The sequence below is a fragment of the Succiniclasticum sp. genome, from assembly GCF_056977735.1.
In genome coordinates this window covers 1-25,254 of record NZ_DBMCWA010000007.1, presented here as the reverse complement: position 1 = coordinate 25,254, position 25,254 = coordinate 1, and the positions used below count along the sequence as shown (strand labels likewise).

Genomic DNA, 25,254 nt, shown 5'->3' with positions numbered 1-25,254 from the left:
GGCGTGACGTTGCGTAAAGAAGAGGTTTATAAAATTTCTTTTAAAGATAAATATGCTTATATCCTGCTGCCGGTACTTCTGGCCATTGCGGATTATTGTGCTGTGCTGGCAGCGGAGCAGCTGGCGTTTACGCTGCGGAATTTCCTGATTACGGATCACGGATCATTGTATATTTCCCAGCTGCATTTTTATGTGGTCTGTCCGGCAATATTTCTGTTGTTTATGCATATTTGCCAGCTTTATACCCGTCAAATGCAGTTCTGGCGGGTAATTGCCGGAATTTTTAAAGCCTGCTTATATGGCATGCTGACAGAGGTTCTTTTCTTGTATGTGGTTCAGGCTGCAGGGACTACGTCGCGTCTGTACGTGGTATTGCTGTGGATTTTGACTTTTTTAATAATCCTTCTTTTTCGTTACATTATAAAAATTGTATTAAATAAAAAAGACATTATCTCTGAACCGTTACTGCTTGTTGGAACTGGGGTCAACGCGGAGATTGTTATAGCGCATTTGCGGTCAGATATGGGTTTTCCATATCGGTTTATCGGGTATCTGGAAGATGGGCAAGCGACTCCTGCTGCAGCGTTTCCGCAATTACCGAAACTAGGCTCGCTTGTGGAGGCAGCCTCCGTAATCAAGGAAACCGGTGTGCAAAAAGTGTTGATTATTGCATCAGGTTTCAGCCAGGAAAGAATGCAGAATATGATTTACGAATTGCAACCACTGGTCCGGGGAATCAGTGTGATTCCGGATATGGGGATATTGCCTTTCCTGACCGTGGATATAGAAAGCCTGATTGATGGGCGTGTGGTTATGTTCCGAATGCGAAATAATTTAAAAAATAAATGGAATCGCCTTTTCAAATTTATATTTGATTGGTTTGTTACCCTGCTTGGCGGCATCGTAATCGCCCCGGTTATGCTGGGTATTGCTCTTTGGATTCGGATGGATTCCCCCGGACCGCTCATCTTTAAACATAAACGCATCGGCCAATACGGAAAAGAGTTCTGGTGTTATAAGTTCCGCACCATGTGTGTGGATGCAAAAGAAAAACTGGAAAAATTGCTGGAAGAGAATCCGGAGGTAAAAAAAGAATGGGAAGCGAATTATAAACTGAAAAACGATCCCCGAATTACCCGTAGCGGAAAGTTCCTGCGCCGTACCAGCCTGGACGAGCTGCCCCAGATTTTCAATGTGCTGAAAGGGGAGATGAGCCTGGTGGGACCCCGGCCTATTGTGGCGGAAGAAGTTCATTATTACGGGAAATTTATTGAAGATTATTATATGGTACGTCCCGGCATTACCGGTATGTGGCAGACCGGCGGGCGCAGCGATACCGGCTATGAACAGCGGGTGCAGATGGACAGCTGGTATGTGCGGAACTGGAACATCTGGTTCGATATTGTGTTGCTTTGGAGAACATTCAGAGTGGTGTTGAATGAGAAAGGTGCGTATTGATTGGCTTGTTATGAGGGTCAGAACATACTTTTTCTGTAACGCAAAGTAAAGCAGAACAAGGTGGAGTTTAATGAAAAAGTTACTGCAGATTTCCAATTATATGTATCCGAATATTGGCGGAATTGAGCAGGTTGCGCGTGATATTGCCAATGCTTTTGCCGCAGATGGGAACTATGAACAGAAAATCATCTGCTTCAATGAGACAGCGAAAGATGGCGATTATATCTGCCATCGAAATGAAACCGTACATGATGTGGTAGACGGAGTTGAAGTAATACGTTGCGGCTGTATTACGAAAAAGGCATCCCAGTCAATCTCATTGACATTTCCGGGCGAATTAAAAAAGGTGATGGATGATTTTGATCCGGATATTGTAATTTTTCATTATCCGAACCCTTTTCAAGCGCAGTTTCTTCAAAGATATTTTAAACGGAATTTCAAATTTGTTCTGTATTGGCATTTGGATATTGTAAAACAAAAAGTTTTGGGCAAGTTATTTTACGGGCAGACGCTTCGGCTTCTGAATCGTGCAGACGTTGTTGTAGCAACGAGTCCGTTATATATTGAAGGCAGTCCGTTTTTAAGCAGATATAAGAATAAATGCCGGGTGATTCCCAATTGCATCAGCGAAAATCGTATGGTGGTAACTGATGACATTGAGCAGAAAGCGAAACGTATCAGAGCAAACAATAAAAACAAAATAATCTGTTTTGGAATAGGAAGGCATATTCCTTATAAAGGCTTTACCTGTTTAGTGGAAGCCTCCAAATATCTTGATGGCCGGTTTATCATCTATATTGGAGGGCGGGGCGAGTTAACAGAGCAACTAAGGGTGCAAGCTGCAGGAGATAATAAAATTGTCTTTTTGGGGCGTATCAGTGACGAAGATCTCATTGCGTACTATCTTGCTATGGATATTTTCTGCTTTCCGTCCATTACTAAAAACGAAGCGTTTGGTATCGCATTGGCGGAAGGTATGTTTTTTGGCAAACCGGCGGTTACATTTCACATTCCCGGTTCCGGCGTCAATTATGTTAATCTGAAAGATGTCACCGGCTTAGAAGTCCCTAACGGAGATAGTCAGGCATATGCAGGCGCCATAAAGATGCTTGCAGATAACGCTGCGTTGAGGAAAAGAATGGGATCGGAGGCAAAATGCAGAGTAGGGAAACTGTTTATGACGCATTCATTCAGGACCAGTATTTTAAATGTTATTCAAAGTTTATGAGTATATCAGGTGTTTTTTTAACGGGGCTGTCGTCGTTATTAACCCGGCATGAAGCGCGCCATTAAAGGTATTACAGAGCTCCATATTATAGAGATTCAAATTGGTAATGAACTGACAGAAGAGGATATTGAGAGAATGAACTGGAACTGGGAGCAGATGGATGAGAAACAAGTATGCAATTAATGGTCTGTTTCTTACACAAAATGTAACGGGAATACAAAGGTTTGCCTATGAAGTAACAAAGGCACTGGATCAGATTTCTGAAAAAAACGAACTTGTTCTGGTAGTTCCCGATGTAGATAATCTGGATTTACCATTCCAAAATATATCTGTGGAAAAATATGGTTCGCTAAAGGGAATTTTGTGGGAACAGATAAACTACCCGTCTTGCCTGAGAAAAAATAAGTATCAGGCACTATGCTTGGCTAATGTGCTTCCGCTGTCTTACCGAAAGGGTATTATTACCATACATGATGTGAGCTACAAAGCCAATCCTCGATTTTTTACCGGCCTGCGAAACCGGGTATCTGCTTTTTGGCATTGTGTAAACTATCATGCAGGGTTCCATTCAGACATGGAGATACTTACCGTTTCAAATTTTTCAAAAACGGAGATCCGAAAATATTATAAAGTGGATGCTGAACGAATTCATGTTGTTTATCCTGCCTGGCAGCACATGAACAGCATCCATCCGTCGGAGACATTGTTTGAACGGTATCCGCAACTGAAAAAAAAGAACTATTTTTTCTCTATGGCATCACTGGCTCCGAATAAGAATATAAACTGGATCATGGAAGCGGCAAAACAGCATCCGGACCAGTTGTTTGCAATAGCCGGAGGCGGCCGGTTTAATGGGGATAAACCCACTAATACACTGTTTTTGGGTTATGTTTCCGATGCAGACGCCAAGGCGCTTATGGCAAATTGCAAAGCGTTTTTATTCCCAACCCTTTATGAAGGCTTTGGCATGCCGCCGCTGGAAGCAGCAGCATGCGGGGCATCGCAGATTATTGTTTCCGATACGCCGTGTATGCGGGAAGTTTATGGGGAATACGCGTCTTACGTGAATCCCTATAAACCGGAAGAATGGATTATTGAAGAACGTAAAAATGACAATTTGAAAGAATTGCTAAATAAATATTCTTGGAAAGCGACGGCGGAAGCTATAAAAAGGCTGATAAAAGATACAGAATCAGAATAGTTTTTGGAGGAATTTTATGTATAACTATTTGGTGGTTGGCAGCGGCCTGTTTGGGTGCGTATTTGCCCATGAGGCAAAGCGGCGCGGCAAGTCGGCGCTGGTCATTGAACACCGGAACCACACTGGCGGCATCATTTACTGTGAGGAAAAAGAAGGAATCAATATCCATAAATACGGGCCTCACATTTTCCACACGGATGATAAAGAAGTCTGGGAGTATGTGAACCGGTTTGTGGAGGTTAATAACTTTGTGAATTCCCCGGTGGCCAATTACAAAGGGGAAAGGGTAATGTGAGTTAAACATAGACAGTGTGGTCATTCAGACAGTTATCAAAAAAAGCTGCCGGGAACCTAAATTCCCAGCAGCTTTTTCATGTCCAGTATGTTGTTTTGCATGGCTTTGGCCCGGCGGTTGACGTCGTTCATTTCTATGGGGCAGCAGCGCTCCAGGATGCGGTCGTAGATCCGTTTCTTGGCTACGGAACGGGGATTCAGCAGATCCTGCTTGGTCAGGTTGGTGGTGATGATCATGGGCAGGCCGGCCCGGTAGCGGCTGTCCACGATGCGGAAAATCATATTGTCGATATACTTGTTGTCTGCTTCTGCATCCAGGTCGTCCAGTACCAGCAGTTCAAACTTGTTAAGATCTTCCACTTCCATGGTGCGTTGGGCCTTTGGCGCTGTCAGTTTGTCAAACAGCCGGTCAAAGTTGCTGACCAGGCAGGGGATGCCCTGTTCGATGAGGGCGTTGGCAACAGCCGCAGCGGCGAAAGTTTTGCCGGAACCGCAGCTGCCGTAGAGCAGCAGTCCCTGGCCTTTGACACGGCACTCGCTGAAATGTTCCACATAGCGTTTCATGATGGCCGTATATTTGGGACTGGCGCCGTCGTCCCGGGCAAAGGTCCAGTTTTTCAGTACTTCGTCAGAAAAACCCAGCTCCCTGTACCGCTGTGCCTTTTCCATGGCCTTGCGGCGTTGCTCGTTCTGCTCCTGCCTGGCCAGCGCATCCTTCTGGCACTGACAGGGGATAGGGAACCGGTAGGTTTTGCCGCGCCAGTCCCGCACGTGCTGTTTTGGCGTATGGCAATGGCAGCAGTACAGCACGCCGTCAATGCTGTAGTCCCCTTCGTGCTTTCCCCATTCCACATGATCGTCCAGTTCGTCATAGCCATGGGATGCCCAGTCGTAGCCGGGCTCGTAAGGCCTGGCGTCCGGGTTGAGGGGAATGGTGTACGGTACTTGTTCGATGACGTGGTTCTGGAATATGTCGTTCATCCTGTTTTCTTCCGGTCTGTTCATGGGTTGTCTCCTGTCGCCGCGTCGCTGCTGTCCGTCCAAACCTGATTGATACCCTGAAGATCCTGCCCGCTGTAGCCCAGCCGGCTGTTTTGATCGTTGCTGTCCTCATCCTCTTCATCCAGATAGTTTCCGTTCCGTACTTTTTCAAAGTTTTCCGGCAGGATGAACCAGTCAAAGCGGATCTGCCAGTGATTGGCTCCGCCTCCCAGCAGGAAAGGGCTGCGGGCGATGGAATAAATGGCGCGGATGATTTCTTCTTCCGGATACTGTGCAAGCAGCATTTCCGTCCGTTCCTTCCGCCGGCCGGTAAAGCGTACAATCTTTTTCAGGGGAAGCCGGTTCCATGCTTCCGCGATGCGGCGTAGCTGGCTGGCTAAGCTCTCTCTTTCCGGGTCTTTTTCTTTCTCTTTTCTTTGTGTTACTTTCTTTTCGCTTTCTTTTTCCCCGCCTTTCTCTCCGGACAGAAAAGACAGTGCGTCCGGGAGAGCAGCCGGGTCGCCGCCGGCGGACGGAAACGCAGGTTGGATAGAAAGGATGTTGATCTGCAGGGTTATGGTGTAGCCGTTGCAGATTTGTGTGATAATGCTGCTCATAGTGTGCCTCCGTAAGGGAAACGGCTGACAGATGCGATAGTCCGACAGCTGTTCCCTCTGATAGTTTTATAACTCAATACAGTAATCCGACAAAAAAAGCCAAAGCGGAACCTTTTTCTGCAGATTTTTTGCAAAAAGGCAACGTTTTGGCTTTTGTTTTTGGAAAACCGGATTCATATATCCGGGAAATAACGGGATATGAATCTGTACTCCCCTGCTTTTCTATGTAGCTTACAGAACCTGCAGCGACGGATAGTGCGCTTCAAGATATTGGCGAATCCTGGCAAGGGCGCGCTGTTTCAGCCTGCGCAGGTACCGTGTGCTGCAATGGAGGTCTTTTGCTACTGACGAAGGAGGTTTATTCTCTATGATGATTTTTTCTACAACAGTTTTTTCTTTCGGGGAAAGTATCCGCATGGATTCCTGCAGGACTTTCCGCAGGAATTTCCTCTCAAGTTTGCGGTCCGCCTGCATTTCACAGATGGGGAAACGCTGTGAAAACGGAGAGTTTTCTTCCAGTTCCTTTTCAAAATCCATGGTGTAGCAGTCCGGGCAGTGCCTGGCGGCTGTTTTGCCAAAGTCGATCCGGCTGTCGTGCAGATACTTTTTTATCAGGCCGGCAATCCGGTTGCTGTCCGCTGTAAAGTCGTAAAAGTCAGAGATGAATTCGAAAAAGAACAGGACAGCCTGACTCTTTGCATCTTCCTTTTCCGTAAAAAGGTTATGCCTGACAAAAAGGCCGGCTTCGCGTTCCAGCAACGGTTCGAACATCCGGACCAGCGTCAGCGAGGCGTCCGTATCCCCGTTCTGGGATTGACGGATCAGTTCTGCCAGGGAAACGGTTTCGACATCCTGCTGATACAGGCAGCCTCTTTTGTTACGTGACTGTGTAATTGTTTTTGACTCCTTTGCTTTCTGCAGCTCTGCGTTTTGATCAGAGCTGTTTTGATGGGTACAGTTCATAGAGAAATCCTCCTGGTTTGTGGTTTCGGCGTCCCATAAGGGCGCGAAGTTTATTATGGACTTTCAGAAGTCAGTTGTCAAGCAGGAATTTTTTTCATAAATCCGGTTCCGCTTTTTGCGTTTTTGTCGGATTACTATGGTGAGCGGCGCAAAACAGCTGTTGAAAAATCAGCCGCGAAGGAGGTGAATACGATGGCAGTATCTGTTAACGTTACCAAGCGCTCCATGAGCATCCTGGTGGATGAAGGTGTGGACGCCAACGGCAAGGCCGTAACGAAAGCCTATGCTTTCAACAACGTGAAACCGGATGCCGAACCTGCGAAGATCGCGGCAGCCGGTCAGGCGCTGGGCGGTCTGTTTGCCAAAGACATGACAGGCATCACCCTGTCTGAAAAAGCCGAGCTGGTCGCTGAATAACGGCGGGAAGCAGAGCTGTGTGAAAAGCCCGGGCCAAGCCTGCCGGACAACGGTGGGAAACAGGGTTGTATGTAAGGCGGGAACCGGATACAAGGCCTGCCGCAAAGAAAGGCTGACTGTCTGTAACCGCCTCCCTCTGTAAGAGGGATGGAAGATAATTTTGGAAAAGGAGGAGAAAGGACATGAACACGGAAAAAGAACTGGAACTGAAGTTCAAAAACGCATCCGGCCAGAGCCGTACCCTTACCGTAAAGGCTCCTAAGGACGGTCTCACCAAAGAGGAAGTGGAAGCTGCCATGAATACAATCGTGGAAGCAAACGTATTTACTTCCAACGGCGGCGACCTGGTGGAAGCGGTAGAAGGCCGCGTGCGCACCACCACCCTGGACGTGATCGACTGATGGAATTACCGCAGTTGTTTGACTATATCAGAGACTTCGGTTTTCCGGTGATTTTAAGCTGGTACTTGCTGGTGCGCATGGAAAGCAAGCTGGACAGCCTGACAAAGGTCATCGGCGAACTGAACTGCAGTATAGCCGCCATGCGGGCGTAAGCCTGCGGAACAGGAACTGCCATAACGCAGTTTCCTTAAGCGCCCTGCGATTCCTGTTGCGTACACTAATATCTGGGGTATGCGCAGGGGGTCGCAAGGGCGCTTTTTACATATACAGCGGGACGCGTTTCCTGACTGTTGCACGACACAATGCGTAAATGAATAAACCTTTTTACCGGATACGCTTTGAAACAAAGGAGGAAAACCAGAGTGCTTTTTATAAATCCGCGAACCATTGATGAATCTGAAATCATCTCCATGGCCAAAGCTGCCTGCCATGAGATTGACCATATTTACCTGCACTGGACGGCCGGCCATTACGGTCAGGCCTATGATGATTACCACCTGAACATTGATAAGGACGGAACGGTGTACCGGACCTGCCGTAGTCTGACGGATGCAAAGGCCCATACCTAGCGGCGAAACAGCCGCAGCATAGGCATCGCGCTGGACTGCGGATACCGGGCTTCCGTAACGGTGCCTGTGGGAGCCGTAGAAGAGGAACTGCTCGGCGTGACCGCCGGGTCGAAACGACCGCGTCCCCTGCTTTCCGCCGAAGTGGATTACGGGCCGGAAGAACCCACTGGCCCTCAGATCGAATGCCTGTCTAAAATTACGGCGCTGTTGTGCAGGCATCTGGAACTGCCCATTATGGACGAGACCGTGATGACCCATGCGGAAGCTGCCATTGCCGACGGGTACGGCCCCTGTTCCGGCGATCCGGAGATGCGCTGGGATCTGTGGTTCCTGCCGGACAGCGCGACCGGTTCCGGGATTTATCCGGGAGGGAATATCATCCGGGCCAAGGCGGTGTGGTACCAGCTGCAGGATATTATTGCGTAAATAGTTTTATAAACAGTAATTTGGGGTGATTGTTTTACAGAAACACTGTTCTGCAATTCCGCTGCGATTGTTGTTCGCGGCGGATACGCGGAGCAGTGTTTTCTTCATTTTTTACTCCGGATGCGGTATAATAGATTGCAAGCTATTAATTAATGATTTGTCGTATAATTTGCTTATAGCAATTATGGATATAAAAAATGTGCCTAACAATGCAGACAATCTGAATTTGGCTTCAGGTAAATACAATATGGACCGGAGGTATTTAGAGACACTGCATGGCCTGAAAAGCTTGATGGAGGAAGTAAAATAACAACAATCATGAAACGGGATCAGCTTTTGGAAATAGTGCGCTTTGCCATCGTGGGGGGAGCGTCCTTCCTCGTGGATTATGCGCTGCTTTATATTTGTACCGAGTGGCTGGGGATCCATTACCTGTATTCTGCGGCGATTTCTTTTACGGTTTCCGTAATCGTAAATTATTGGCTTTGCGTGATATTCGTGTTTACCGGTGCGGGAAAACAGACCGGCCGGCAGGCGGCGCTGTTTATCGGTTCCAGCATTGTGGGGTTGGGGATCAACCAGGTCTGCATGTGGCTGTTCGTGGAAAAGTTTGGGCTTCATTACATGATGGCGAAGATTGGTGCCACGTTCATAGTGATGTTTTGGAATTACGTGATGAAACGCAAGGCGGTGCGGGGATAGGGCATAATCTGAATCTGCAGATCAGAACTCAATAGTTAATACAAAACTGACTATTTCTGTAGATGTGATTATTTTCTGTCTGAATATTGCTTATTCCGCTTAAATATAGTATGATAGTAATATAGCATAATATAGAAATTAGTGTATACTGTTCTGTATTATAAAGTATATGAACGTGCAAAAGGTTATAATTTAATTTAGGAGGGATGGTACATGGATTTACAGCAAGAGTCCTTAAAAATGCATCTGGAGAATCACGGCAAGATGGAGATCCGCTGCAAAGCGCCTCTGAATGACCGGCACGACCTGGCGGTTGCCTATACCCCCGGCGTGGCGGAGCCCTGCAAAGAGATTAAAAAACAGCCGGATATGGCTTTTGAGTACACCTGCCGCGGTAACATGGCCGGCATCTGCACCGACGGCACCCGCGTGCTGGGTCTGGGCGACATCGGCGCTGCCGCTGCCATGCCGGTAATGGAAGGTAAGGCTGTCTTGTTCAAACGTTTCGGCGGTGTGGACGCAATCCCGGTCTGCATCAACGAAAAAGATCCCGATAAATTTGTAGCAATCGTAAAAGCATTGGAAACTTCCTTTGCGGCTATCAACCTGGAAGATATTTCTTCCCCGAAATGCTACGACATCGAAGATAAACTGAAAGAAATCATGGATATCCCCGTATTCCACGACGACCAGCATGGCACGGCTATTGCGGCTGTCAGCGCGGTACTGGGTGCCCTGCGTTTCGTTAAGAAAGACCTGAAGACTGCTAAGATCATCATGAACGGCTGCGGCGCCGCAGGCACTGCTATCGGCCGACTGCTGGCGGAAATGGGCGCTGAGAACCTCATCATGGCAGGCCGTAACGATACCCTGTACGAAGGCTGCAACTGGGGTAAACCGCTGGACCGTATCCAGGAGATGCTGGCCAGGACAACCAATAAAAATAAGATCAGCGGAAAACTGAAAGATGTAGCGGTAGGCGCTGATGTGCTGATCGGTGCTTCTTCACCCGGCGTATTTACGGAAGAAATCATTAAATCCATGGCACCGGATTCCATCGTATTCGCACTGGCCAATCCGGTTCCGGAAGCTATGTATGATTTTGCCAAGGCAGCAGGCGCGCGGGTTGCCGGCACCGGCCGCAGCGATGCTCCTAACCAGGTTAACAATGTAAACGTATTCCCGGGTGTGTTCCGCGGCGCTATTGATGTCCGTGCAAAAGAAATCAACGAGCAGATGAAGATTGCGGCGGCGTATGCCATCGCCAACCTGATCGAAGACAAAGACCTGCGTGAAGATTACGTAGTGGCCGATGCCTTTGACAAACGGGTTGCACCGGCTGTTGCTGCAGCGGTTGCCAAAGCGGCTATTGAGACTGGTGTAGCACGGAAGATCATGGATCCGGAAGACGTTCGCAAGCATACGGAAGAACTGTTGGCAGGGTATTAAGGTAACGTATATGTAAAAGTATACTGAAAAGCAGCAATCAATTAACAAAATACGAGTAAAGTAGTACAGCCCGTCAGGCATTTGCCTGACGGGTTAGTTTTTTGCAGAATCATATATTGGATTTGTGGATAATACGGATTATTCTTCCTTTTAGTACGAGAATTTGCTATAATTTATACATAGAAATTTTAAGTATTATCGTTTACAGGTAATTTGCAGCATAATAAAAAACAAAGAGGTGCGACATGGACAAGGCATTACTGGAAAAATATGAAATCTGGCTGGAAAAGGCGGTGGCGGATTCGGATCTGAAACCGGAACTGGAGGCCATGGCCGGTGACAAGGCCAAAATCGAAGACGCGTTTTACAAGGATCTGGAGTTTGGCACGGCGGGCCTGCGGGGCGTCATTGGCGCCGGGACCAACCGGATGAATGTATATATTGTGGCCCGGGCGTCCCAGGGCTTAAGTAATTATGTAATCAACCACTTTCCTCCAGAAGAACGGCGCATTGCCATAAGTTATGATTCACGCATCAAGAGCGATGTGTTTGCTAAGATTGCCGCGGAGGTGTTCGCTGCTAACGGGATTAAAGCCTACATCTTCCCCCAACTGATGCCGGTGCCCTGTGTTTCCTATGCCACACGCTATCTGAAATGCGCGGCGGGCATCATGGTGACCGCTTCCCACAACCCTTCCAAGTATAACGGATATAAAGTGTACGGGGCCGACGGCTGCCAGATGACCACAGCGGCAGCCAATGAAGTGCTGGGTGAGATTGAGAAGCTGGACCTGTTCGCGGACAGCAAACGGATTGCTTTTGACGAGGGCCTGAAAGCCGGCAGCATTGCCTGGATCCCGGACGAAGTGTATACCGCGTTTGTGGAAGAAGTGAAGAAGCAGTCTGTGGTGGGCGATGCGGAAATCAATAAAGACGTAGCCATCGTGTACTCCCCTCTGAACGGAGCGGGGCTTAAACCTGTGCTGCGTACCTTAAAGGAAACAGGCTACACTAATATTACGGTGGTAAAGGAACAGGAACAGCCTGACGGAAACTTCCCTACCTGTCCCTATCCCAACCCGGAAATCCATGAAGCTATGGCATTAGGCATGGAGTATGCGGCGAAATATAATGCGGATCTGCTGCTGGCTACGGACCCTGACAGTGACCGGGTAGGCATCGCGGTGAAAGATAAAAAAGGAAACTACCAGCTGCTCACTGGCAACCAGACAGGCATGCTGCTGACGGATTATGTCTGCGCCCGCCGCACCGAAAACGGGACTATGCCCCAGGACCCGGTGGTGATCAAGACCATTGTGACCACGGACATGGTGGAACAGATTGCTGCCCATTACGGGGTGCGTACGGTAAACGTGCTCACCGGTTTCAAATATATCGGCGAGCAGATCGGGTTGCTGGAGAAGCAGGGGAAAGCCGATTCCTATATTTTCGGTTTTGAAGAGAGCTACGGGTACCTGAGTGGTTCCTATGTGCGGGACAAGGACGCGGTGGACGCCGCCTTCCTGATCTGCGAAATGTTCTGTTACTACAAGACGCGGGGTATCAGCCTGCTGGATAAGCTGGACGAGCTGTACAAACGCCACGGTTACTGCCTGAATACCCTGTACTCCTATCAGTTTGAGGGCGCGGCGGGCTTTGCGAAGATGCAGGAGATCATGAAAGACTTCCAGACCGCAGGCATTACCGAATTCGGCGGACGTAAAGTGGAAACGTTGCTGGACTACAACACCGGTATCGACGGGCTGCCGAAAGAAAACGTGCTGAAGTTCTTATTGGAAGGCCACGGTTCCGTAGTGGTGCGTCCGTCCGGTACCGAACCGAAGCTGAAGACATATATTACCGTAAGTGCGGCGGATAAAGCGGCGGCAGAAGTCATTGAGCAGAAGATCGTGTCGGATCTGAAGAAGAGGATTAACTGATATCGCCTGTTGTCAGGCATGCAGGGAGTTGAAGAAGGATAATGAGAATATTGGTTACAGGCGGAGCCGGGTTTCTTGGTTCCGCTCTCAGTAAAAGACTGTTGCAGGAGGGAAATGAGGTCTGGTGTCTGGATAATTTTTCTACCGGATACAGGAAGAATATTGCGGATTTGATAAAAAATTCCAACTTCCATCTCATACAGCAGGATATTATTGAACCAGTGGATCTACCGGTCGAGCAGATTTATAATCTGGCTTGTCCGGCCAGTCCTGTCCATTATCAGGAGGAGCCGGTCCAAACGGCTAAAACCTGTTTTCTCGGTGCGCTGAACGTATTGGAACTGGCGAAAAAGTATAAAGCAACCGTTTTGCAGGCAAGTACCAGCGAGATTTATGGGGATCCGTTAGTGCATCCGCAGACAGAGGATTATAAAGGAAACGTAAATCCTATCGGTATTCGTTCCTGTTATGATGAGGGAAAACGGATTGCCGAAACGCTGTTTTTTGACTATGCCCGGCAATACGGGACTCAGATTCGTGTTATCCGTATTTTTAACACCTATGGCCCGGGGATGGAACCGGATGACGGACGTGTGGTTTCCAATTTTATCCTTCAGGCCTTGCGGGGCGACAAGATTACAATCTATGGAGATGGCAGTCAGACCCGTTGCTTCTGTTACGTGGATGATATGACAGAAGCCCTTGTCCGTATGATGAATAATAAACATAATTTTATCGGGCCGGTGAACCTGGGGAATCCTGTAGAAATGACAGTAAAAGAACTGGCAGAAAAGATAATCGGTCTTACCGGTTCCGCTTCAACTTTGGAATACCATGACCTTCCTTATGATGATCCCGTGCGGCGCAGGCCGGATATTTCCCTGGCGAAGAAAGTATTGGATTGGGAACCGAAGGTTTCTTTAGAGCAGGGTCTGGAAAAAACGATTGCGTATTTTAAAATGCTTCAGAAGTAAAACAGGGCTTGAATCAACGATTTTAGTTTATTGGGCTGATTTGAAATAACAGGTATTTGCTGATGCAAAAGGAAAAAGAGTTTTTCTTACAGATTTTGGCAGATCATTTGAATAAAAGAAAAACAGTGGTACCGGAAGACTTAAACTGGCAGGAACTGGAAATAATGGGGCAGAACCAACAGTTGAGCGGTATTATCTATCACCAGTGCAAAAACAGCATCATCCGGTCAGATTTGCCGGAGGAAGCGAAAACGAAGTGGAGACTCGGGTATGTGTACAACTCTTTTTTGTATTCGAAACGGATGGCTTTGCTGAGTCAGTTTGATAAGGAGTTCCAGAAAGAAAACATTAAATATTTAATTTTTAAAGGTACTGAAGTGGCAAAATTTTATCCTGTACCTGCGCAAAGGACTATGAGTGATCTTGATTTTTTAGTACGTGAAGAAGATAAACAAAAATCTTGTCATGTGCTGCGAAGGATAGGGTTTGAGATGGATACCAGCGAACCGGTTGAATGGAAGGGGTCTAAAAATGATATGCAAATTGAACTCCACCACAGATTGATTTACAATTACTATAAAAGTGTAGAGTTAGAATCCTTTCAGGCCTGGGGAGATACAGTTTGGCAACATGTGATAGAAAAAAGGAATAAAGTACAGTGTGAACTTGATCTTACATACCATTTGATATATGTTTTACTGCATCTGCGAAGGCATTTTTTGGAAGCGGGCGTTGGTTTTCGTCAGTTTATGGATGTAGCTGTATTAGGCTCGCGGCCTGAGATAAATTGGGAACAGGCGAAATTGTGGTTAAAGGAATTGGGGTTAGAAAAGTTTTCGCAGGTCTGTTTTGAGCTTTGCAAGCGCTGGTTTTGCGTTAAGATACCGAATGCAGGGTCGGAACTTCAGGAAAATTTTTACAATGATGCTACAGAAAAAATATTTAATAATGGTGTATTTGGCTCAATTGACAAAGAGTATAACGAAAACATTATTTTTAATGAAGCCCGTTTTACCAAATCATCCGGCACATACAGTATTTTTAAACTTGTCTTTTTGCCATATAACGAAATGAAAGGCAAATTCTATTGTAAATTTTTGATTGGAAGACCTTATTTATTACCAGTTGCGTGGTGTTGGAGATGTATATATTTACTTTATAGCAGAAAAAACATTGTCTCATATTTAAAGGGCGCTTACAACAGTGAAACAATAAAAAAGAAAGAAGACATGCTTTCCCGGTGGGGGCTGTAGAAAAGCTGTTTTTTTAAGACAAGTTCTTTTTTATAAAAAATAAATGTTCAGGTATATTGGAGGGAATGGTCTTGAACTTTTCCAATGCAGAAACCCTGTCAGACTATTTTGCGGCGTTAGATGAAAGATTAGAGGCAATATTGCCTGCAAGAGTTAGCCTGCTTGCTCATATTGCCGGTTATACGGTGCGTTTGGTTTTTCCCAATATGGAGTACGCCCGTTATGCCGTACCGGATATGTTTGTAAGTCCCGATAATGGAACGGACGCGGTTGATGCAACATTTATCTGGTGGGAAGACAGGATTTTTCCGTATCAGTTGCATAAGTTTTCACATTTAAAAGGTTTTAAACATATCATTAATACTGAGTACCCGGGATATGATATTTTTAAAGCTGGTGATGCCCGTGGCTACATTGAAATATTAGGTAGTGTTCTTAGGGCGGAAGATTACCAAAAGAATAAGTATTTTTTGTTATCGCATCCCTCTGAATATCCCAAATGGTCCATTGCCAATCATCCATTTGCTAAAGCCGTTTTTTTGTGGGCACAAAAACATAACCTGATAATGTTGCATTCGGCTGCTGTTGGTGTAAAAGGGCATGGAGTACTGATTGTAGGTCATGGAGGCACAGGGAAAAGCACCTTGGCTTGTTCCTGTTTGGCAAATGGATTTGAGTTTATTTCGGATGATTATTGTTTATTAAGTGCATCGGGTACGCGCACAGTTTATCCCATTTATACTAACGTTTCCTTAAATCCGGATTCACTAAGTTTGTTGCCTATGTTTAAACCTTTTGAAATACTGCCAATGCAGGGTGAAAAAGGTGCTTTTGAAGTCAGTGAAATTAATATTAAAGCATCTTTGCCTGTTCATGCAATTGTTTTACCTCAAATAACAGCGTTGCCGGAACCTGGAATTGAACGGGATCAGTCCAGCAAAGCGTTAGGACAGCTTATTTACTCAACTACAAAGCAACTTTCACGTTTCCAGGAAACGAAGTTTGTCCGAGAACTGGCACAGCGTTTAATAGGAATGCCTGTATACAGGTTCAGCTTAACAGAAGACTTGCAGAAAAACTGTCAATATTTAAAGAAATGGATTGAGGAGGAGTTACCATGTTCAAATTAAATGAAGAAAAAATGTTTTATGATTATGCAGACGGACAGGCTGTGGTAATTAATTACCAGACAGGTATGTATTATGGCATGGGCTTACTGGGATCCGCTATTTTGGATCGTATTCTTGCAGGAAAAAATATAGATGAAATAATAACGGCAGTAAAAGCGTTACCGCAGTGCCCGCCAGATATGGAAGAACGCGTACATGGTTTTGTGAAAGAACTGCAGGAAAATGAGGTTATTGTTAGCGGGCCAACAACGCCCGGTGGTGCGGAACCTCTGCCAAAAGAAGTGGCGGAAGACGGTTTTGAGTTAAAATTGGACATGTTTGCAGAAATGTCGGATTTATTACTGGCCGATCCGGTACATGACGTTGATATGCAGTCCGGGTGGCCTAAACTGAAAGACTGATAACAAGGGCATATATTTTGCTTACTGTGCAGGGAAGGAAGTTAGAATATGGATCCTTTAATTTCTGTAATTATGGCTACCTACAATCGTGCTGAATATATTGAGGAAGCAATAGACAGTATCAAAAGACAAACATTTAAAGATTATGAAATTATAGTGGTTGATGACGGCTCTACGGATAATACAAAGGAAGTTTTGGAAAAGTACAAAGATGTCCGTTATATTCCTCTGGCGCACGGCGGTATTGCTACAGCCCGAAATGCAGCTGTTAAAGCTGCCCGTGGGAAGTGGATTGCGTTTCTGGATTCCGATGACATGTGGAAAGAGGATAAGCTGCAGAAACAGGTCGATTATTTGCAGGCCCACCCTGGTTGCCGGATTGTGTATTCGAAATTCAGCAATTTTACCGAGATCCCGGAGGAGGAACTAGACGAACGGCAGAAGGAACTGTTGCGAACGGATGACATACACTGGTACTTGCCTAGCGCATTGGTAGACGCCAGGCTTTTTGCTGAGGTAGGTCTGTTTGATAAAACCTGGGAACCTAACGATGATACCGAATGGAATTTTCGTCTGAAATTTTACCAGATAAACATGGGGCATTGCATAAATGAAGTACTTTATTTACGAAGGGTCCATAGTTCTAATATCTCTAATGCGAGAAGAGAACTCTACAGTACAGATATCAGAGATTTGGCCCTTGAAGCGTACAGGAAAGTAAGAAAGCTCAGAAAGTAAACGAACATTTGGGAATCTGTTATTTTTCAGAAGGTGGACAGTATGGATCCGTTGATCTCCGTGATTGTAGTGACGTATAACCGTGCTCATTTTCTTACAGATGCGTTGGACAGTATACAAAGACAAACGTTTAAAGATTATGAAGTGATTGTTGTGGATGACGGTTCAACGGATAACACAAAAGAGATTGTGGAGAAATACCGGGGGACCCGTTATATATATCAGGAACATGGGGGTATTTCCAAAGCACGTAACACTGCCCTTAAAGCTGCTAAAGGAAAGTGGATTGCGACTCTTGATTCTGATGATTTGTGGAAAGAGGAAAAACTGCAGAAGCAGGTGGATTACGTAAGGGCACATCCGGATTGCCGTATTGTGTATACGGCGTTTAGCAATTTTACTGATATTGATTTAGATGAATTGAACGAGCGGCAAAAGGTTCATTTGCAAACGATTATAAATTGGTATTTGCCAAGCGCGCTGATAGATTCCAGTCTGTTTGAGGAGATTGGCGCATTTGATGAAAACCTGGTTTGCGGTGAAGATACAGACTGGAATTTGCGGCTTAAATTTTATAAGGTAAACAGAGATCACTGTATAAACGAAGCCCTTTATTTGCACCGTGTTCATAATTCTAACATTACCAACAGTCAAAAATTATTTTGCAGTTCAGATATGCAGCGGATGGCGGTTGATGCCTATAGAAAAGTTAGAAAGGCCAGAAATAACCTGAATAAATGATAAAAGTATATGAAACGCTCCGGGCGACTATATTGGCAAATTTAGGCATTGATTATACGGTTACCGGTGATCTTTTAAATTTATGTTTTGCCGGGAACTTAGCGCCGGATTCGTTAACTTCATTTTTTTCAAAATATGATATTGAATTGTTAGAGTACCAGAGTGTATGGTTGTTAAGTAAACTATCGGGCCAATTACAGTACAAAGGTGTACCCGAAGAACAGGTCCCCCGTGTCAGGGGTGTCGTGAAAAAATTTATGGTGGTTAATGGCAGACGACTCTGTATTTTGCCTGCTGTTTTAGATGCATTGAGCAAAGCCGGAGTAGAGATAATGCTGTTAGGCGGAACCGCTATGAAAGTTTTTTATGAGCCTGGGGAAACACGTTATGAGAGCGCGAATGAAATTCTGGTCCACACCGGTGATGTTAAGAAAACTGAACTCATTTTGGAAAAACAGGGATTCCGGCTGAAGGATTCCTCCTTGTTTCGCCGTGCATATCAGAAAAATGATATCTGGCTTGTAGTGTACACTGCCTATCTGCGCACTACTACATTGACAGGGGATATGGCAGATATTTGGAGGCACTCCCTGCCCATTAAGTGGCAGGGGAAAAACGATACGTTAGTACCCTGTGCCGAAATGATGCTGCTGATTCTTTTGGTTCAGGCATTGGAAGATTCCTGTTCACGCATTTGTGACGGTTTGGCAAACCAGTTTGTAACCCGTTTTTTGGATATCCGGTTCTTTTTGAAACGTTCTTCTTTGGACTGGAATTTGTTGGTTGAACTTGCCGTGAGAAGCAGGATAACGCTGCATGCAAGCTTGATGCTGGATATTTTAAATCATTTGTATCCGGGGTTGGTTACAGAAGAATTATTGAATGCATTTCTGTTTACTGATCAAGATGTTGTGAATGTGCAGCGACTGATTTCCTATAATATTGCAAGAAAGCAGATGGCAGATGCAAAGAATCGGCATAACCGGTTAGGTTATTATTACAGTGGTGCGGCTGCTTTGTGGCACCTGAATTGTTACTGCGGTAATTGCAGTTCAGCGGTTTCTAATGTTATCGATTTTCCCCGGTTTATTTCTGAATGGAACGGACATAAGGGGATTCAAGGTGTATTATCCAGGTTGGGAGGTTATAAATAATGAAGTTATCCGTGATTATTCCCTGCTATAACGCTGGTTCCTATCTGGAAGAGGCGGTTTCTTCCGTACGGGAACAGCAGACTGGTTTTCCCTTAACGTTGGAAATTATTGTAATTGACGACGGTTCTTCGGATGGTTGTGTAGAACGGTTGCAAGGATCCGACCTTACGATTTTGCATCAGGACCATCAGGGGGCTTCAGCAGCCCGTAATTATGGTATGAAAAAAGCAACCGGGGACTATCTGTTATTTTTAGATGCGGACGACAAACTGCTTCCGGATGCGGTAGAATCCTTGTATCAGGCACTTTTACGACATGAGGGCACGGCCGTTGCATTGGGCATGGCAGAGGAGTTTATTTCGGAGGAGATTGACGCTAAAACTGCGGCCGGGTTATCGAAAAAAGAAATTCCATTTGGTGCATTTCTTTCCGGGTGCTGTTTTGGGAAAAAGGAAAATTTACTGCAGGTAGGTTTTTTTGATACCAGCCTGAATCAGGCCGGCGAAACCGTGGACTGGCTGGCAAGGTTGCGTAATTCAGGGTTGCATGTTATGCAACTGGAAAAAGTTACGGTGAAACGGCGGATTCATTTAACCAATTCTGGCAGAGTCCAAATGCAAGGGCAGATGCAGGATTATGCTACGATAATCAGGAGAAAGTTGCTGGCGAAGAGAATGAGTAATAAAAAATGAGCTTTTTGAATAAGTTCAGGTATTTTCTGGGCGCAGATCAAAAATTAAAAGTGTTGGGGTTTTTAGTCTGTATTATCCTTTCCGCAGCTATGGAAATGCTGAGTCTGTCATTGATGATTCCGCTGGTCATGGCTTTGCTGGATGCTTCCTTTCTTCAAAAGTTGCCGTTTTTGAAGAACTATGAACAGATACTGGACCAATGGGACCGGCAGGAGCTGATTATTGGTTTTTTGCTGGCCTTTTTTCTGGTTATATTAATAAAAAATCTTTTTGTCTTTGTTACGAAGATTTACCGCAGATCCTTTATTGTTACCAGCAATTACCGAAGTTCGTCAAAATTGTATAATACCTATCTTCATTGTGATTATGAAGATGTGCTGATGCGTAATTCTAATGACATTATCCGGAATATAGTGTATGTAAGCGACCATTCCTATATTCTGCTGGAAGCCTTGCTGGAGCTTTTAGGGGAACTGTGTATTGTGATTTTTATGCTGGCGTTTTTGTTGTTCATAAACTGGCGCGTTACATTGATCTTATTCTTTTTCTTAAGTGGTCTGTTGTTTCTTTATCATGGGTTCAGTAATAAAAGGTTGCAGCAAATAGGCAATGAATCCAACCGTGTATATCTTTATGCTATGGAACGTGTGCGGGAATCAATCCTGGCTTTTAAAGAAATCCAACTGATGAACCGGGAATCCGTTTTTTATAAACGATATCTGGAAAATCATGCGTATAATGTTAAGCTGGAAAAAGAGAAAGCCTATTATGCAGTGGCGCCGGCCCATGTGACAGAGGTTTGCGTATTTGCAGCCCTGTGCCTTTATATCGGCATAGCTGTTTCGTTGGATATGGATCCTACAAGGTTGATGGCTGAACTGTCCGTAGTCTCACTGGCTGCCTGGCGTATGATTCCTTCCGTAAACCGGATCAATCATAATGCGAACCAAATTAGTTTATATATGCCTTCGTTTAATATGATTACCGGAGAGTTTATCCGCTACTTAAAAGCAGAAAATGTGGATCAGGGTTTTGCTGATGTTAAAAGAATGCAATTTCATCATTTTGTTGAGTTACAGGATGTCTGCTACCGGTATCCGCATACGCAGACAGATATTTTGCAGCATGTTTCATTAAAAGTGAATAAGGGAGAAACGATTGGTATTGTCGGTGTTTCTGGTGGCGGAAAAACTACGTTGGTGGATTTGCTGTTAGGTTATCTGAAACCCTATCAGGGAAAAATAGTAGCTGACGGAACGGATATAGCTTCGAACCGGAAGGGCTGGATGCTGAATATTGGTTATATTCCCCAACTGATTTTTTTGCTGGATGGGACGATTCGCCACAATGTGTTGCTGAGCTATGAAAACGGGGATGAAAGTAAGCTTTGGGAAGCCCTTCGATTAGCTCAATTGGAGGATTTTGTAAAAGGATTGCCAGAGGGACTTGATACCGAAATTGGTGAACGCGGCATTAAACTGTCAGGCGGGCAGCGGCAGCGGATTGGGATTGCACGGGCTCTTTACAATGATTCACAACTTCTTGTATTTGATGAAGCAACATCAGCCTTGGATAAAGATACAGAATCGGAATTGATGAAAGCGATTTATGCATTGGATAAGGATAAAACAATCATCATTATTTCTCATAACGTGAATACATTGCGTAATTGCGATAAGATTTACTGCGTGAAGGATAAGCAGTTGGTGGAAAAAACGTAAAGGGGAAACGTGGAAATTGTTGAAGAATAAATTGTTGTGAAAGATTGACTGGAATCCCCAAAAGACGGGTTTTGAAGAACTGGTACGGATCATGGCGGAACATGACCGCGAACTTGCAAGGCGGGAGCGCATACTGAAGGAGGCTGAGTATAAAATGATGGATAAAAATGCCAAAATTTATGTGGCCGGCCATAAAGGAATGGTGGGCAACGCCATTGTCCGTGAACTGAAAAGACAGGGTTACACTGATATTATTACACGGACCCACAAAGAACTGGACCTGACGAGACAGGATCAGGTAGAAAAATTCTTTGCGGAAGAAAAGCCTGAATATGTATTTCTGGCTGCTGCCAAGGTGGCTGGCATCATGGGGAATGTTACCGCCAAAGCGGATTTCATGTATGAGAACATGATGATCGAAATGAACGTAATCCATGCTGCCTGGAAAAACGGCTGTAAAAAACTGGAGTTTTTAGGGTCTTCCTGTATCTATCCGCGCATGGCGCCCCAGCCCATAACGGAAAATGCCCTGTTGACCTCTTCACTGGAGTCAACGAATGAAGCCTATGCCCTGGCCAAGATCAGTGGCTTAAAGTATTGTGAATATCTGAACAATCAATACGGTACGGATTATATTTCTGTCATGCCTGCCGGTTTATACGGCCCCAATGACAATTACCATCCGGAACACAGTCATGTGCTGCCGGCCCTGATTCGCCGGTTCCATGAAGCGAAGCTGGCAGGTAAAGACAGCGTGACATGCTGGGGCGACGGTTCTCCTTTACGGGAGTTTTTATATGTGGACGATTTGGCCAACCTGTGTGTGTTGCTTATGAATCATTACAGTGGTAATGGAGCGGTGAACGCCGGAACCGGAAAAGAATTTTCGATTAAAGAACTGGCGGAACTGGTGGCGAAGGTGGTTGGCTATACGGGAAAAATTGAGTGGGATACTACCAAACCTAACGGTACGCCCCGGAAACTCCTGGATGTAAGCAAGGCAAAACAATTAGGCTGGACTTATAAAACAGAACTGGAAGGTGGGATACGTTTAGCGTATGAAGATTTCCTGCACAATCCGGTGCGGGCAGAGAGGTAACATGTGATGCATATTATTTTATTATCCGGCGGGTCCGGCAAACGCCTCTGGCCATTGTCCAATGAGGTACGGTCCAAGCAGTTTATTAAAATTTTCAAAAAATCGGAAGCGACGCAGAAATGCCGGCCAGAGGGAGAAAAACCTAAAGATGTTATGGGGAAGAATACGGGCGGTCAGGCAGGGGAAATCTACGAATCCATGCTGCAGCGCGTTTACCGGCAGATCAGGACAGTAGACCCGGAAGCATCGGTAACGGTTGCTACCAGTAAATCACAGGTTTCTTCCATCCGTAATCAAATCGGCGAAGAGGCAGGTATTTGTGTGGAACCCTGCAGGCGGGATACGTTTCCGGCGATTGCGCTGGCAACAGCGTATCTGCACGATGTGAAAGGTATTCCCAAAGACGAAGCTGTTGTTGTCTGTCCGGTAGATCCTTATGTTAATGAAGATTACTTTGCTGCCCTGAAGCAGTTTTGGGAACTGGCGCAGAAGGGAACGGCCAACCTGGTGCTGATGGGAATCCAACCCACATACCCCAGTGAAAAATACGGATACATTATCCCGGTTACTGCAGATCCCGTTTCTAAAGTTTCCGCCTTTAAGGAAAAACCGGATGCGGTGACGGCGCAGGCATATATTGAGCAGGGCGGTCTGTGGAACGGTGGGGTGTTTGCTTATAAGCTTTCCTATGTATTGGAACGGGCACATCAGCTGATTGATTTCACGGATTATGCTGATTTGTTCAGTAAATATGATACACTGACCAAAATATCTTTCGACTATGCTGTGGTGGAACACGAACCGGACATTGCGGTAATGCGTTTTAACGGGGAATGGAAAGACCTGGGAACCTGGAACACCCTCACCGAAGCCATGGAAGAAAATGTGATCGGCGATGTGCGTCTCAATGAGACCTGCCGGAATGTCCATGCCATCAATGAACTGGGGATTCCGGTGCTGGCCATGGGTCTGAAGGATGTGGTGATTTCCGCATCGCCGGAAGGCATCCTTGTTTCAGACAAGGAGCAGAGCAGTTATATTAAATCATTTGTGGATGCCATAAAGGGACGGGTAATGTTTGGTGAGAAGTCCTGGGGAAGCTTCCGTATTTTGGATGTGGAAGAGAACAGTCTGACCATCAAGGTTACGCTGAATCCGGGGCACCGGATGAATTACCACAGCCACGAAAGAAGGGACGAGGTCTGGACGGTGATCAGTGGTCAAGGCCGGACCATTGTGGATGGGATGGAACAGCCCGTCCGTGTTGGAGATGTAATTACCATGCAGGCCGGGTGCCGGCACACAGTGATTGCGGATACGGCAATGCAGCTGATAGAAGTACAACTTGGTACGGATATAAGCGTAAGTGATAAACAAAAATATGAGCTGGAAATATGAGCGGTATTATTCCTTTTCTTCTGAAGCCTTATCCAAAAGATTATCTTTGGGGCGGAAGAAGGTTAAACGACGAATTTAATAAGGAAATAGATTTATACCCTTTAGCAGAGACCTGGGAGTGCTCCACCCATCCGGACGGGGCGAGCACGGTTGCCTCCGGCATGGATGCCGGGAAACCGTTAACCGAGGTATTGAAGGAGCACCCGGAATACGTTGGCAGCCATCCTCTGCAAATCATGGACGGCAAACCGGAGCTGCCAGTCCTGATCAAGCTGATTGACGCTACCCAAAATATATCTGTACAGGTACACCCGGACGATGCCTATGCGTTACAGCATGAAAACAGTTTGGGAAAGACAGAGATGTGGTATGTACTGAAGGCTGAGGAAGGCGCTTCGCTGATATTTGGCTTTAATCAGGACATGGAAGAAGAACAGGTCCGAAAGGCGCTGGCAGACGGTACGGTTGGCAAATACCTGAACCGTGTGCAGGTCCGGAAGGACGATGTGTTTTTTGTGGAAGCAGGGACGGTTCATGCCATTGGAGCCGGCGTCGTTATGGCGGAGATTCAGGAAAACTCCAACCTGACGTACCGCTTGTACGATTATGAGCGTGCGGATAAAGATGGGAACCTTCGGGAATTGCATGTGGAAAAAGCGCTGCGGGTGATGAACAGGCAGTCTTCTGCCATACCCCGGCAGCCCATGAGGGTGTTACGCTACAGGAGGGGCTACGCCGGCGAGTTACTGACACGTTGTAAATATTTCCAAGTGGAACGGTTGTTGCTGAATACAGCTATTTACCGGTTACCGGTAGACTATCAAACCGGAAGTAACAGTTTTCATGTATTGCTTTGTATAGAGGGGGAAGGATATCTTTCCGGTGAAGGTTTCGGCCTTGAATTTATAAAAGGCGACTGCATGTTTGTCCCGGCCGGCAGTATTCCGCTAAAGCTGTATGGCAGGGCGCAGTTGTTGAAGGTTAGTTGTTAATCAGGATTAAAAGGTTTGAAAAACTGTTTATGATGCAGTCATTCAGAGATAATATTCTTGCCATGATCCGTAATTTGTAATGAGTCTGGGGGCATAAAATTGCGAGTTGCATTAGATGACCGGGCTATAAAGTTTTCCGGTATAGGCATCTATACCAGAAATTTATATGGGATTTTTAAAGATTCAGGTCACTCTGTTTTTTTATATGATGACCAGTTAATCGTTTCCAGATCAAAATTTGTTTTAAAATATATAAACTTTTTCAGAAGAATCGTAAAAGAAAACAGGGATGTGGGACATTGGCTAAAGGCAAAT

General features: G+C 45.7%; 27 protein-coding genes and 2 pseudogenes. 26 read left to right on the top strand and 3 right to left on the bottom strand.

Annotation, left to right across the window (positions count from 1 at the left end; genetic code table 11):
• Positions 1 to 9: 9 nt before the first annotated feature.
• From ACZOWY_RS05290 to ACZOWY_RS05270, 5 genes and pseudogenes are all read left to right on the top strand, one after another.
• Positions 10 to 1,458: a sugar transferase gene (locus ACZOWY_RS05290; protein WP_484393564.1), complete on the top strand. Its 1,449-nt coding sequence runs from the start codon at positions 10 to 12 to the stop codon at positions 1,456 to 1,458.
• A gap of 70 nt (positions 1,459 to 1,528) precedes the next feature.
• Positions 1,529 to 2,686 carry a glycosyltransferase gene (locus tag ACZOWY_RS05285; RefSeq protein ID WP_484393562.1) on the top strand — a complete coding sequence of 386 codons (1,158 nt, stop codon included), beginning with the start codon at positions 1,529 to 1,531 and terminating at the stop codon, positions 2,684 to 2,686.
• A 160-nt stretch (positions 2,687 to 2,846) separates the two neighbouring features.
• Positions 2,847 to 3,338, top strand: a pseudogene (locus ACZOWY_RS05280) (glycosyltransferase family protein); the annotation flags it as partial.
• 24 nt (positions 3,339 to 3,362) lie between these two features.
• Positions 3,363 to 3,887 carry a glycosyltransferase gene (locus ACZOWY_RS05275; RefSeq protein ID WP_484393713.1) on the top strand — a complete coding sequence of 175 codons (525 nt, stop codon included), beginning with the start codon at positions 3,363 to 3,365 and terminating at the stop codon, positions 3,885 to 3,887.
• 16 nt (positions 3,888 to 3,903) lie between these two features.
• A pseudogene (locus ACZOWY_RS05270) lies at positions 3,904 to 4,170 on the top strand (NAD(P)-binding protein); the annotation flags it as partial.
• 68 nt (positions 4,171 to 4,238) lie between these two features.
• Here ACZOWY_RS05270 and ACZOWY_RS05265 read toward each other — a convergent pair.
• The 3 genes from ACZOWY_RS05265 to ACZOWY_RS05255 all read right to left on the bottom strand — a co-directional run bounded on the left by ACZOWY_RS05265 (position 4,239) and on the right by ACZOWY_RS05255 (position 6,742).
• A complete protein-coding gene (locus tag ACZOWY_RS05265; RefSeq protein WP_484393560.1) occupies positions 4,239 to 5,186 on the bottom strand; it encodes an ATP-binding protein in 948 nt (315 codons plus the stop codon).
• A complete protein-coding gene (locus ACZOWY_RS05260; protein WP_484393558.1) occupies positions 5,183 to 5,779 on the bottom strand; it encodes a hypothetical protein in 597 nt (198 codons plus the stop codon). The genes ACZOWY_RS05265 and ACZOWY_RS05260 overlap by 4 nt, the downstream gene beginning before the upstream one ends.
• Before the next feature lie 231 nt (positions 5,780 to 6,010).
• Positions 6,011 to 6,742 (bottom strand): RNA polymerase sigma factor, encoded by a 732-nt coding sequence (locus ACZOWY_RS05255; RefSeq protein WP_484393556.1) that lies wholly within the window; start codon positions 6,740 to 6,742, stop codon positions 6,011 to 6,013.
• A gap of 192 nt (positions 6,743 to 6,934) precedes the next feature.
• On the opposite strand from ACZOWY_RS05255, the gene ACZOWY_RS05250 reads away from it, so the two are divergent.
• From ACZOWY_RS05250 to ACZOWY_RS05150, 21 genes are all read left to right on the top strand, one after another.
• Positions 6,935 to 7,159 (top strand): DUF1659 domain-containing protein, encoded by a 225-nt coding sequence (locus ACZOWY_RS05250; RefSeq protein ID WP_484393555.1) that lies wholly within the window; start codon positions 6,935 to 6,937, stop codon positions 7,157 to 7,159.
• A gap of 182 nt (positions 7,160 to 7,341) precedes the next feature.
• Positions 7,342 to 7,560: a DUF2922 domain-containing protein gene (locus ACZOWY_RS05245; RefSeq protein ID WP_484393551.1), complete on the top strand. Its 219-nt coding sequence runs from the start codon at positions 7,342 to 7,344 to the stop codon at positions 7,558 to 7,560.
• Positions 7,560 to 7,712: a YvrJ family protein gene (locus ACZOWY_RS05240; protein ID WP_484393549.1), complete on the top strand. Its 153-nt coding sequence runs from the start codon at positions 7,560 to 7,562 to the stop codon at positions 7,710 to 7,712. The genes ACZOWY_RS05245 and ACZOWY_RS05240 overlap by 1 nt, the downstream gene beginning before the upstream one ends.
• A gap of 210 nt (positions 7,713 to 7,922) precedes the next feature.
• A complete protein-coding gene (locus ACZOWY_RS05235; RefSeq protein WP_484393547.1) occupies positions 7,923 to 8,129 on the top strand; it encodes a hypothetical protein in 207 nt (68 codons plus the stop codon).
• Positions 8,130 to 8,195: 66 nt separating this feature from the next.
• The gene (locus ACZOWY_RS05230; RefSeq protein ID WP_484393545.1) at positions 8,196 to 8,555 is read left to right on the top strand and encodes a hypothetical protein; all 360 of its coding nucleotides are present in this window, start codon (positions 8,196 to 8,198) and stop codon (positions 8,553 to 8,555) included.
• A 318-nt stretch (positions 8,556 to 8,873) separates the two neighbouring features.
• Positions 8,874 to 9,257, top strand: a complete 384-nt coding sequence (locus ACZOWY_RS05225; protein ID WP_484393543.1) for a GtrA family protein — start codon at positions 8,874 to 8,876, stop codon at positions 9,255 to 9,257.
• Between the two features lie 213 nt (positions 9,258 to 9,470).
• Complete coding sequence (locus ACZOWY_RS05220) at positions 9,471 to 10,706, top strand: NAD(P)-dependent malic enzyme (protein ID WP_484393542.1); 1,236 nt, start codon at positions 9,471 to 9,473, stop codon at positions 10,704 to 10,706.
• 245 nt (positions 10,707 to 10,951) lie between these two features.
• Positions 10,952 to 12,646, top strand: a complete 1,695-nt coding sequence (locus ACZOWY_RS05215; protein ID WP_484393540.1) for a phospho-sugar mutase — start codon at positions 10,952 to 10,954, stop codon at positions 12,644 to 12,646.
• A gap of 41 nt (positions 12,647 to 12,687) precedes the next feature.
• A complete protein-coding gene (locus tag ACZOWY_RS05210; protein ID WP_484393537.1) occupies positions 12,688 to 13,620 on the top strand; it encodes a UDP-glucuronic acid decarboxylase family protein in 933 nt (310 codons plus the stop codon).
• A gap of 62 nt (positions 13,621 to 13,682) precedes the next feature.
• Positions 13,683 to 14,873, top strand: a complete 1,191-nt coding sequence (locus tag ACZOWY_RS05205) for a nucleotidyltransferase domain-containing protein (RefSeq protein WP_484393535.1) — start codon at positions 13,683 to 13,685, stop codon at positions 14,871 to 14,873.
• A 71-nt stretch (positions 14,874 to 14,944) separates the two neighbouring features.
• On the top strand, positions 14,945 to 16,003 hold the full coding sequence (locus tag ACZOWY_RS05200) for a hypothetical protein (RefSeq protein WP_484393533.1): 1,059 nt from the start codon (positions 14,945 to 14,947) through the stop codon (positions 16,001 to 16,003).
• Positions 15,991 to 16,404, top strand: a complete 414-nt coding sequence (locus tag ACZOWY_RS05195) for a PqqD family protein (RefSeq protein WP_484393531.1) — start codon at positions 15,991 to 15,993, stop codon at positions 16,402 to 16,404. Before ACZOWY_RS05200 ends, ACZOWY_RS05195 begins: the two co-directional genes overlap by 13 nt.
• 48 nt (positions 16,405 to 16,452) lie before the next feature.
• Complete coding sequence (locus ACZOWY_RS05190) at positions 16,453 to 17,142, top strand: glycosyltransferase family 2 protein (RefSeq protein ID WP_484393528.1); 690 nt, start codon at positions 16,453 to 16,455, stop codon at positions 17,140 to 17,142.
• Between the two features lie 42 nt (positions 17,143 to 17,184).
• Positions 17,185 to 17,883, top strand: coding sequence for a glycosyltransferase family 2 protein (locus ACZOWY_RS05185; RefSeq protein ID WP_484393527.1), 699 nt, complete (start codon positions 17,185 to 17,187; stop codon positions 17,881 to 17,883).
• A 32-nt stretch (positions 17,884 to 17,915) separates the two neighbouring features.
• Entirely contained in the window at positions 17,916 to 19,037 is a 1,122-nt protein-coding gene (locus tag ACZOWY_RS05180; RefSeq protein WP_484393524.1) for a nucleotidyltransferase family protein, read from the top strand.
• Positions 19,037 to 19,729 (top strand): glycosyltransferase family A protein, encoded by a 693-nt coding sequence (locus ACZOWY_RS05175; protein ID WP_484393523.1) that lies wholly within the window; start codon positions 19,037 to 19,039, stop codon positions 19,727 to 19,729. The genes ACZOWY_RS05180 and ACZOWY_RS05175 overlap by 1 nt, the downstream gene beginning before the upstream one ends.
• Entirely contained in the window at positions 19,726 to 21,450 is a 1,725-nt protein-coding gene (locus tag ACZOWY_RS05170; protein WP_484393519.1) for an ATP-binding cassette domain-containing protein, read from the top strand. The genes ACZOWY_RS05175 and ACZOWY_RS05170 overlap by 4 nt, the downstream gene beginning before the upstream one ends.
• Before the next feature lie 154 nt (positions 21,451 to 21,604).
• Complete coding sequence (locus ACZOWY_RS05165; protein WP_484393517.1) at positions 21,605 to 22,549, top strand: GDP-L-fucose synthase family protein; 945 nt, start codon at positions 21,605 to 21,607, stop codon at positions 22,547 to 22,549.
• A 6-nt stretch (positions 22,550 to 22,555) separates the two neighbouring features.
• Positions 22,556 to 23,947, top strand: a complete 1,392-nt coding sequence (locus ACZOWY_RS05160) for a sugar phosphate nucleotidyltransferase (protein WP_484393516.1) — start codon at positions 22,556 to 22,558, stop codon at positions 23,945 to 23,947.
• Positions 23,944 to 24,939, top strand: coding sequence for a type I phosphomannose isomerase catalytic subunit (locus ACZOWY_RS05155; protein WP_484393515.1), 996 nt, complete (start codon positions 23,944 to 23,946; stop codon positions 24,937 to 24,939). The genes ACZOWY_RS05160 and ACZOWY_RS05155 overlap by 4 nt, the downstream gene beginning before the upstream one ends.
• A gap of 99 nt (positions 24,940 to 25,038) precedes the next feature.
• Positions 25,039 to 25,254, top strand: a 216-nt coding sequence (locus ACZOWY_RS05150; RefSeq protein ID WP_484393514.1) for a hypothetical protein, incomplete at its 3' end; no start/stop codon positions are given.

Excerpts from the sequence above, each read along its gene's own strand:
- ACZOWY_RS05285 (WP_484393562.1), top strand. The coding sequence starts at position 1,529 with ATGAAAAAGTTACTGCAGATTTCCAATTATATGTATCCGAATATTGGC.
- ACZOWY_RS05275 (WP_484393713.1), top strand. The coding sequence starts at position 3,363 with ATGAACAGCATCCATCCGTCGGAGACATTGTTTGAACGGTATCCGCAA.
- ACZOWY_RS05265 (WP_484393560.1), bottom strand. The coding sequence starts at position 5,186 with ATGAACAGACCGGAAGAAAACAGGATGAACGACATATTCCAGAACCAC.
- ACZOWY_RS05260 (WP_484393558.1), bottom strand. The coding sequence starts at position 5,779 with ATGAGCAGCATTATCACACAAATCTGCAACGGCTACACCATAACCCTG.
- ACZOWY_RS05255 (WP_484393556.1), bottom strand. The coding sequence starts at position 6,742 with ATGAACTGTACCCATCAAAACAGCTCTGATCAAAACGCAGAGCTGCAG.
- ACZOWY_RS05250 (WP_484393555.1), top strand. The coding sequence starts at position 6,935 with ATGGCAGTATCTGTTAACGTTACCAAGCGCTCCATGAGCATCCTGGTG.
- ACZOWY_RS05245 (WP_484393551.1), top strand. The coding sequence starts at position 7,342 with ATGAACACGGAAAAAGAACTGGAACTGAAGTTCAAAAACGCATCCGGC.
- ACZOWY_RS05240 (WP_484393549.1), top strand. The coding sequence starts at position 7,560 with ATGGAATTACCGCAGTTGTTTGACTATATCAGAGACTTCGGTTTTCCG.
- ACZOWY_RS05225 (WP_484393543.1), top strand. The coding sequence starts at position 8,874 with ATGAAACGGGATCAGCTTTTGGAAATAGTGCGCTTTGCCATCGTGGGG.
- ACZOWY_RS05220 (WP_484393542.1), top strand. The coding sequence starts at position 9,471 with ATGGATTTACAGCAAGAGTCCTTAAAAATGCATCTGGAGAATCACGGC.
- ACZOWY_RS05215 (WP_484393540.1), top strand. The coding sequence starts at position 10,952 with ATGGACAAGGCATTACTGGAAAAATATGAAATCTGGCTGGAAAAGGCG.
- ACZOWY_RS05210 (WP_484393537.1), top strand. The coding sequence starts at position 12,688 with ATGAGAATATTGGTTACAGGCGGAGCCGGGTTTCTTGGTTCCGCTCTC.
- ACZOWY_RS05205 (WP_484393535.1), top strand. The coding sequence starts at position 13,683 with ATGCAAAAGGAAAAAGAGTTTTTCTTACAGATTTTGGCAGATCATTTG.
- ACZOWY_RS05195 (WP_484393531.1), top strand. The coding sequence starts at position 15,991 with ATGTTCAAATTAAATGAAGAAAAAATGTTTTATGATTATGCAGACGGA.
- ACZOWY_RS05190 (WP_484393528.1), top strand. The coding sequence starts at position 16,453 with ATGGATCCTTTAATTTCTGTAATTATGGCTACCTACAATCGTGCTGAA.
- ACZOWY_RS05185 (WP_484393527.1), top strand. The coding sequence starts at position 17,185 with ATGGATCCGTTGATCTCCGTGATTGTAGTGACGTATAACCGTGCTCAT.
- ACZOWY_RS05175 (WP_484393523.1), top strand. The coding sequence starts at position 19,037 with ATGAAGTTATCCGTGATTATTCCCTGCTATAACGCTGGTTCCTATCTG.
- ACZOWY_RS05170 (WP_484393519.1), top strand. The coding sequence starts at position 19,726 with ATGAGCTTTTTGAATAAGTTCAGGTATTTTCTGGGCGCAGATCAAAAA.
- ACZOWY_RS05165 (WP_484393517.1), top strand. The coding sequence starts at position 21,605 with ATGATGGATAAAAATGCCAAAATTTATGTGGCCGGCCATAAAGGAATG.
- ACZOWY_RS05160 (WP_484393516.1), top strand. The coding sequence starts at position 22,556 with ATGCATATTATTTTATTATCCGGCGGGTCCGGCAAACGCCTCTGGCCA.
- ACZOWY_RS05155 (WP_484393515.1), top strand. The coding sequence starts at position 23,944 with ATGAGCGGTATTATTCCTTTTCTTCTGAAGCCTTATCCAAAAGATTAT.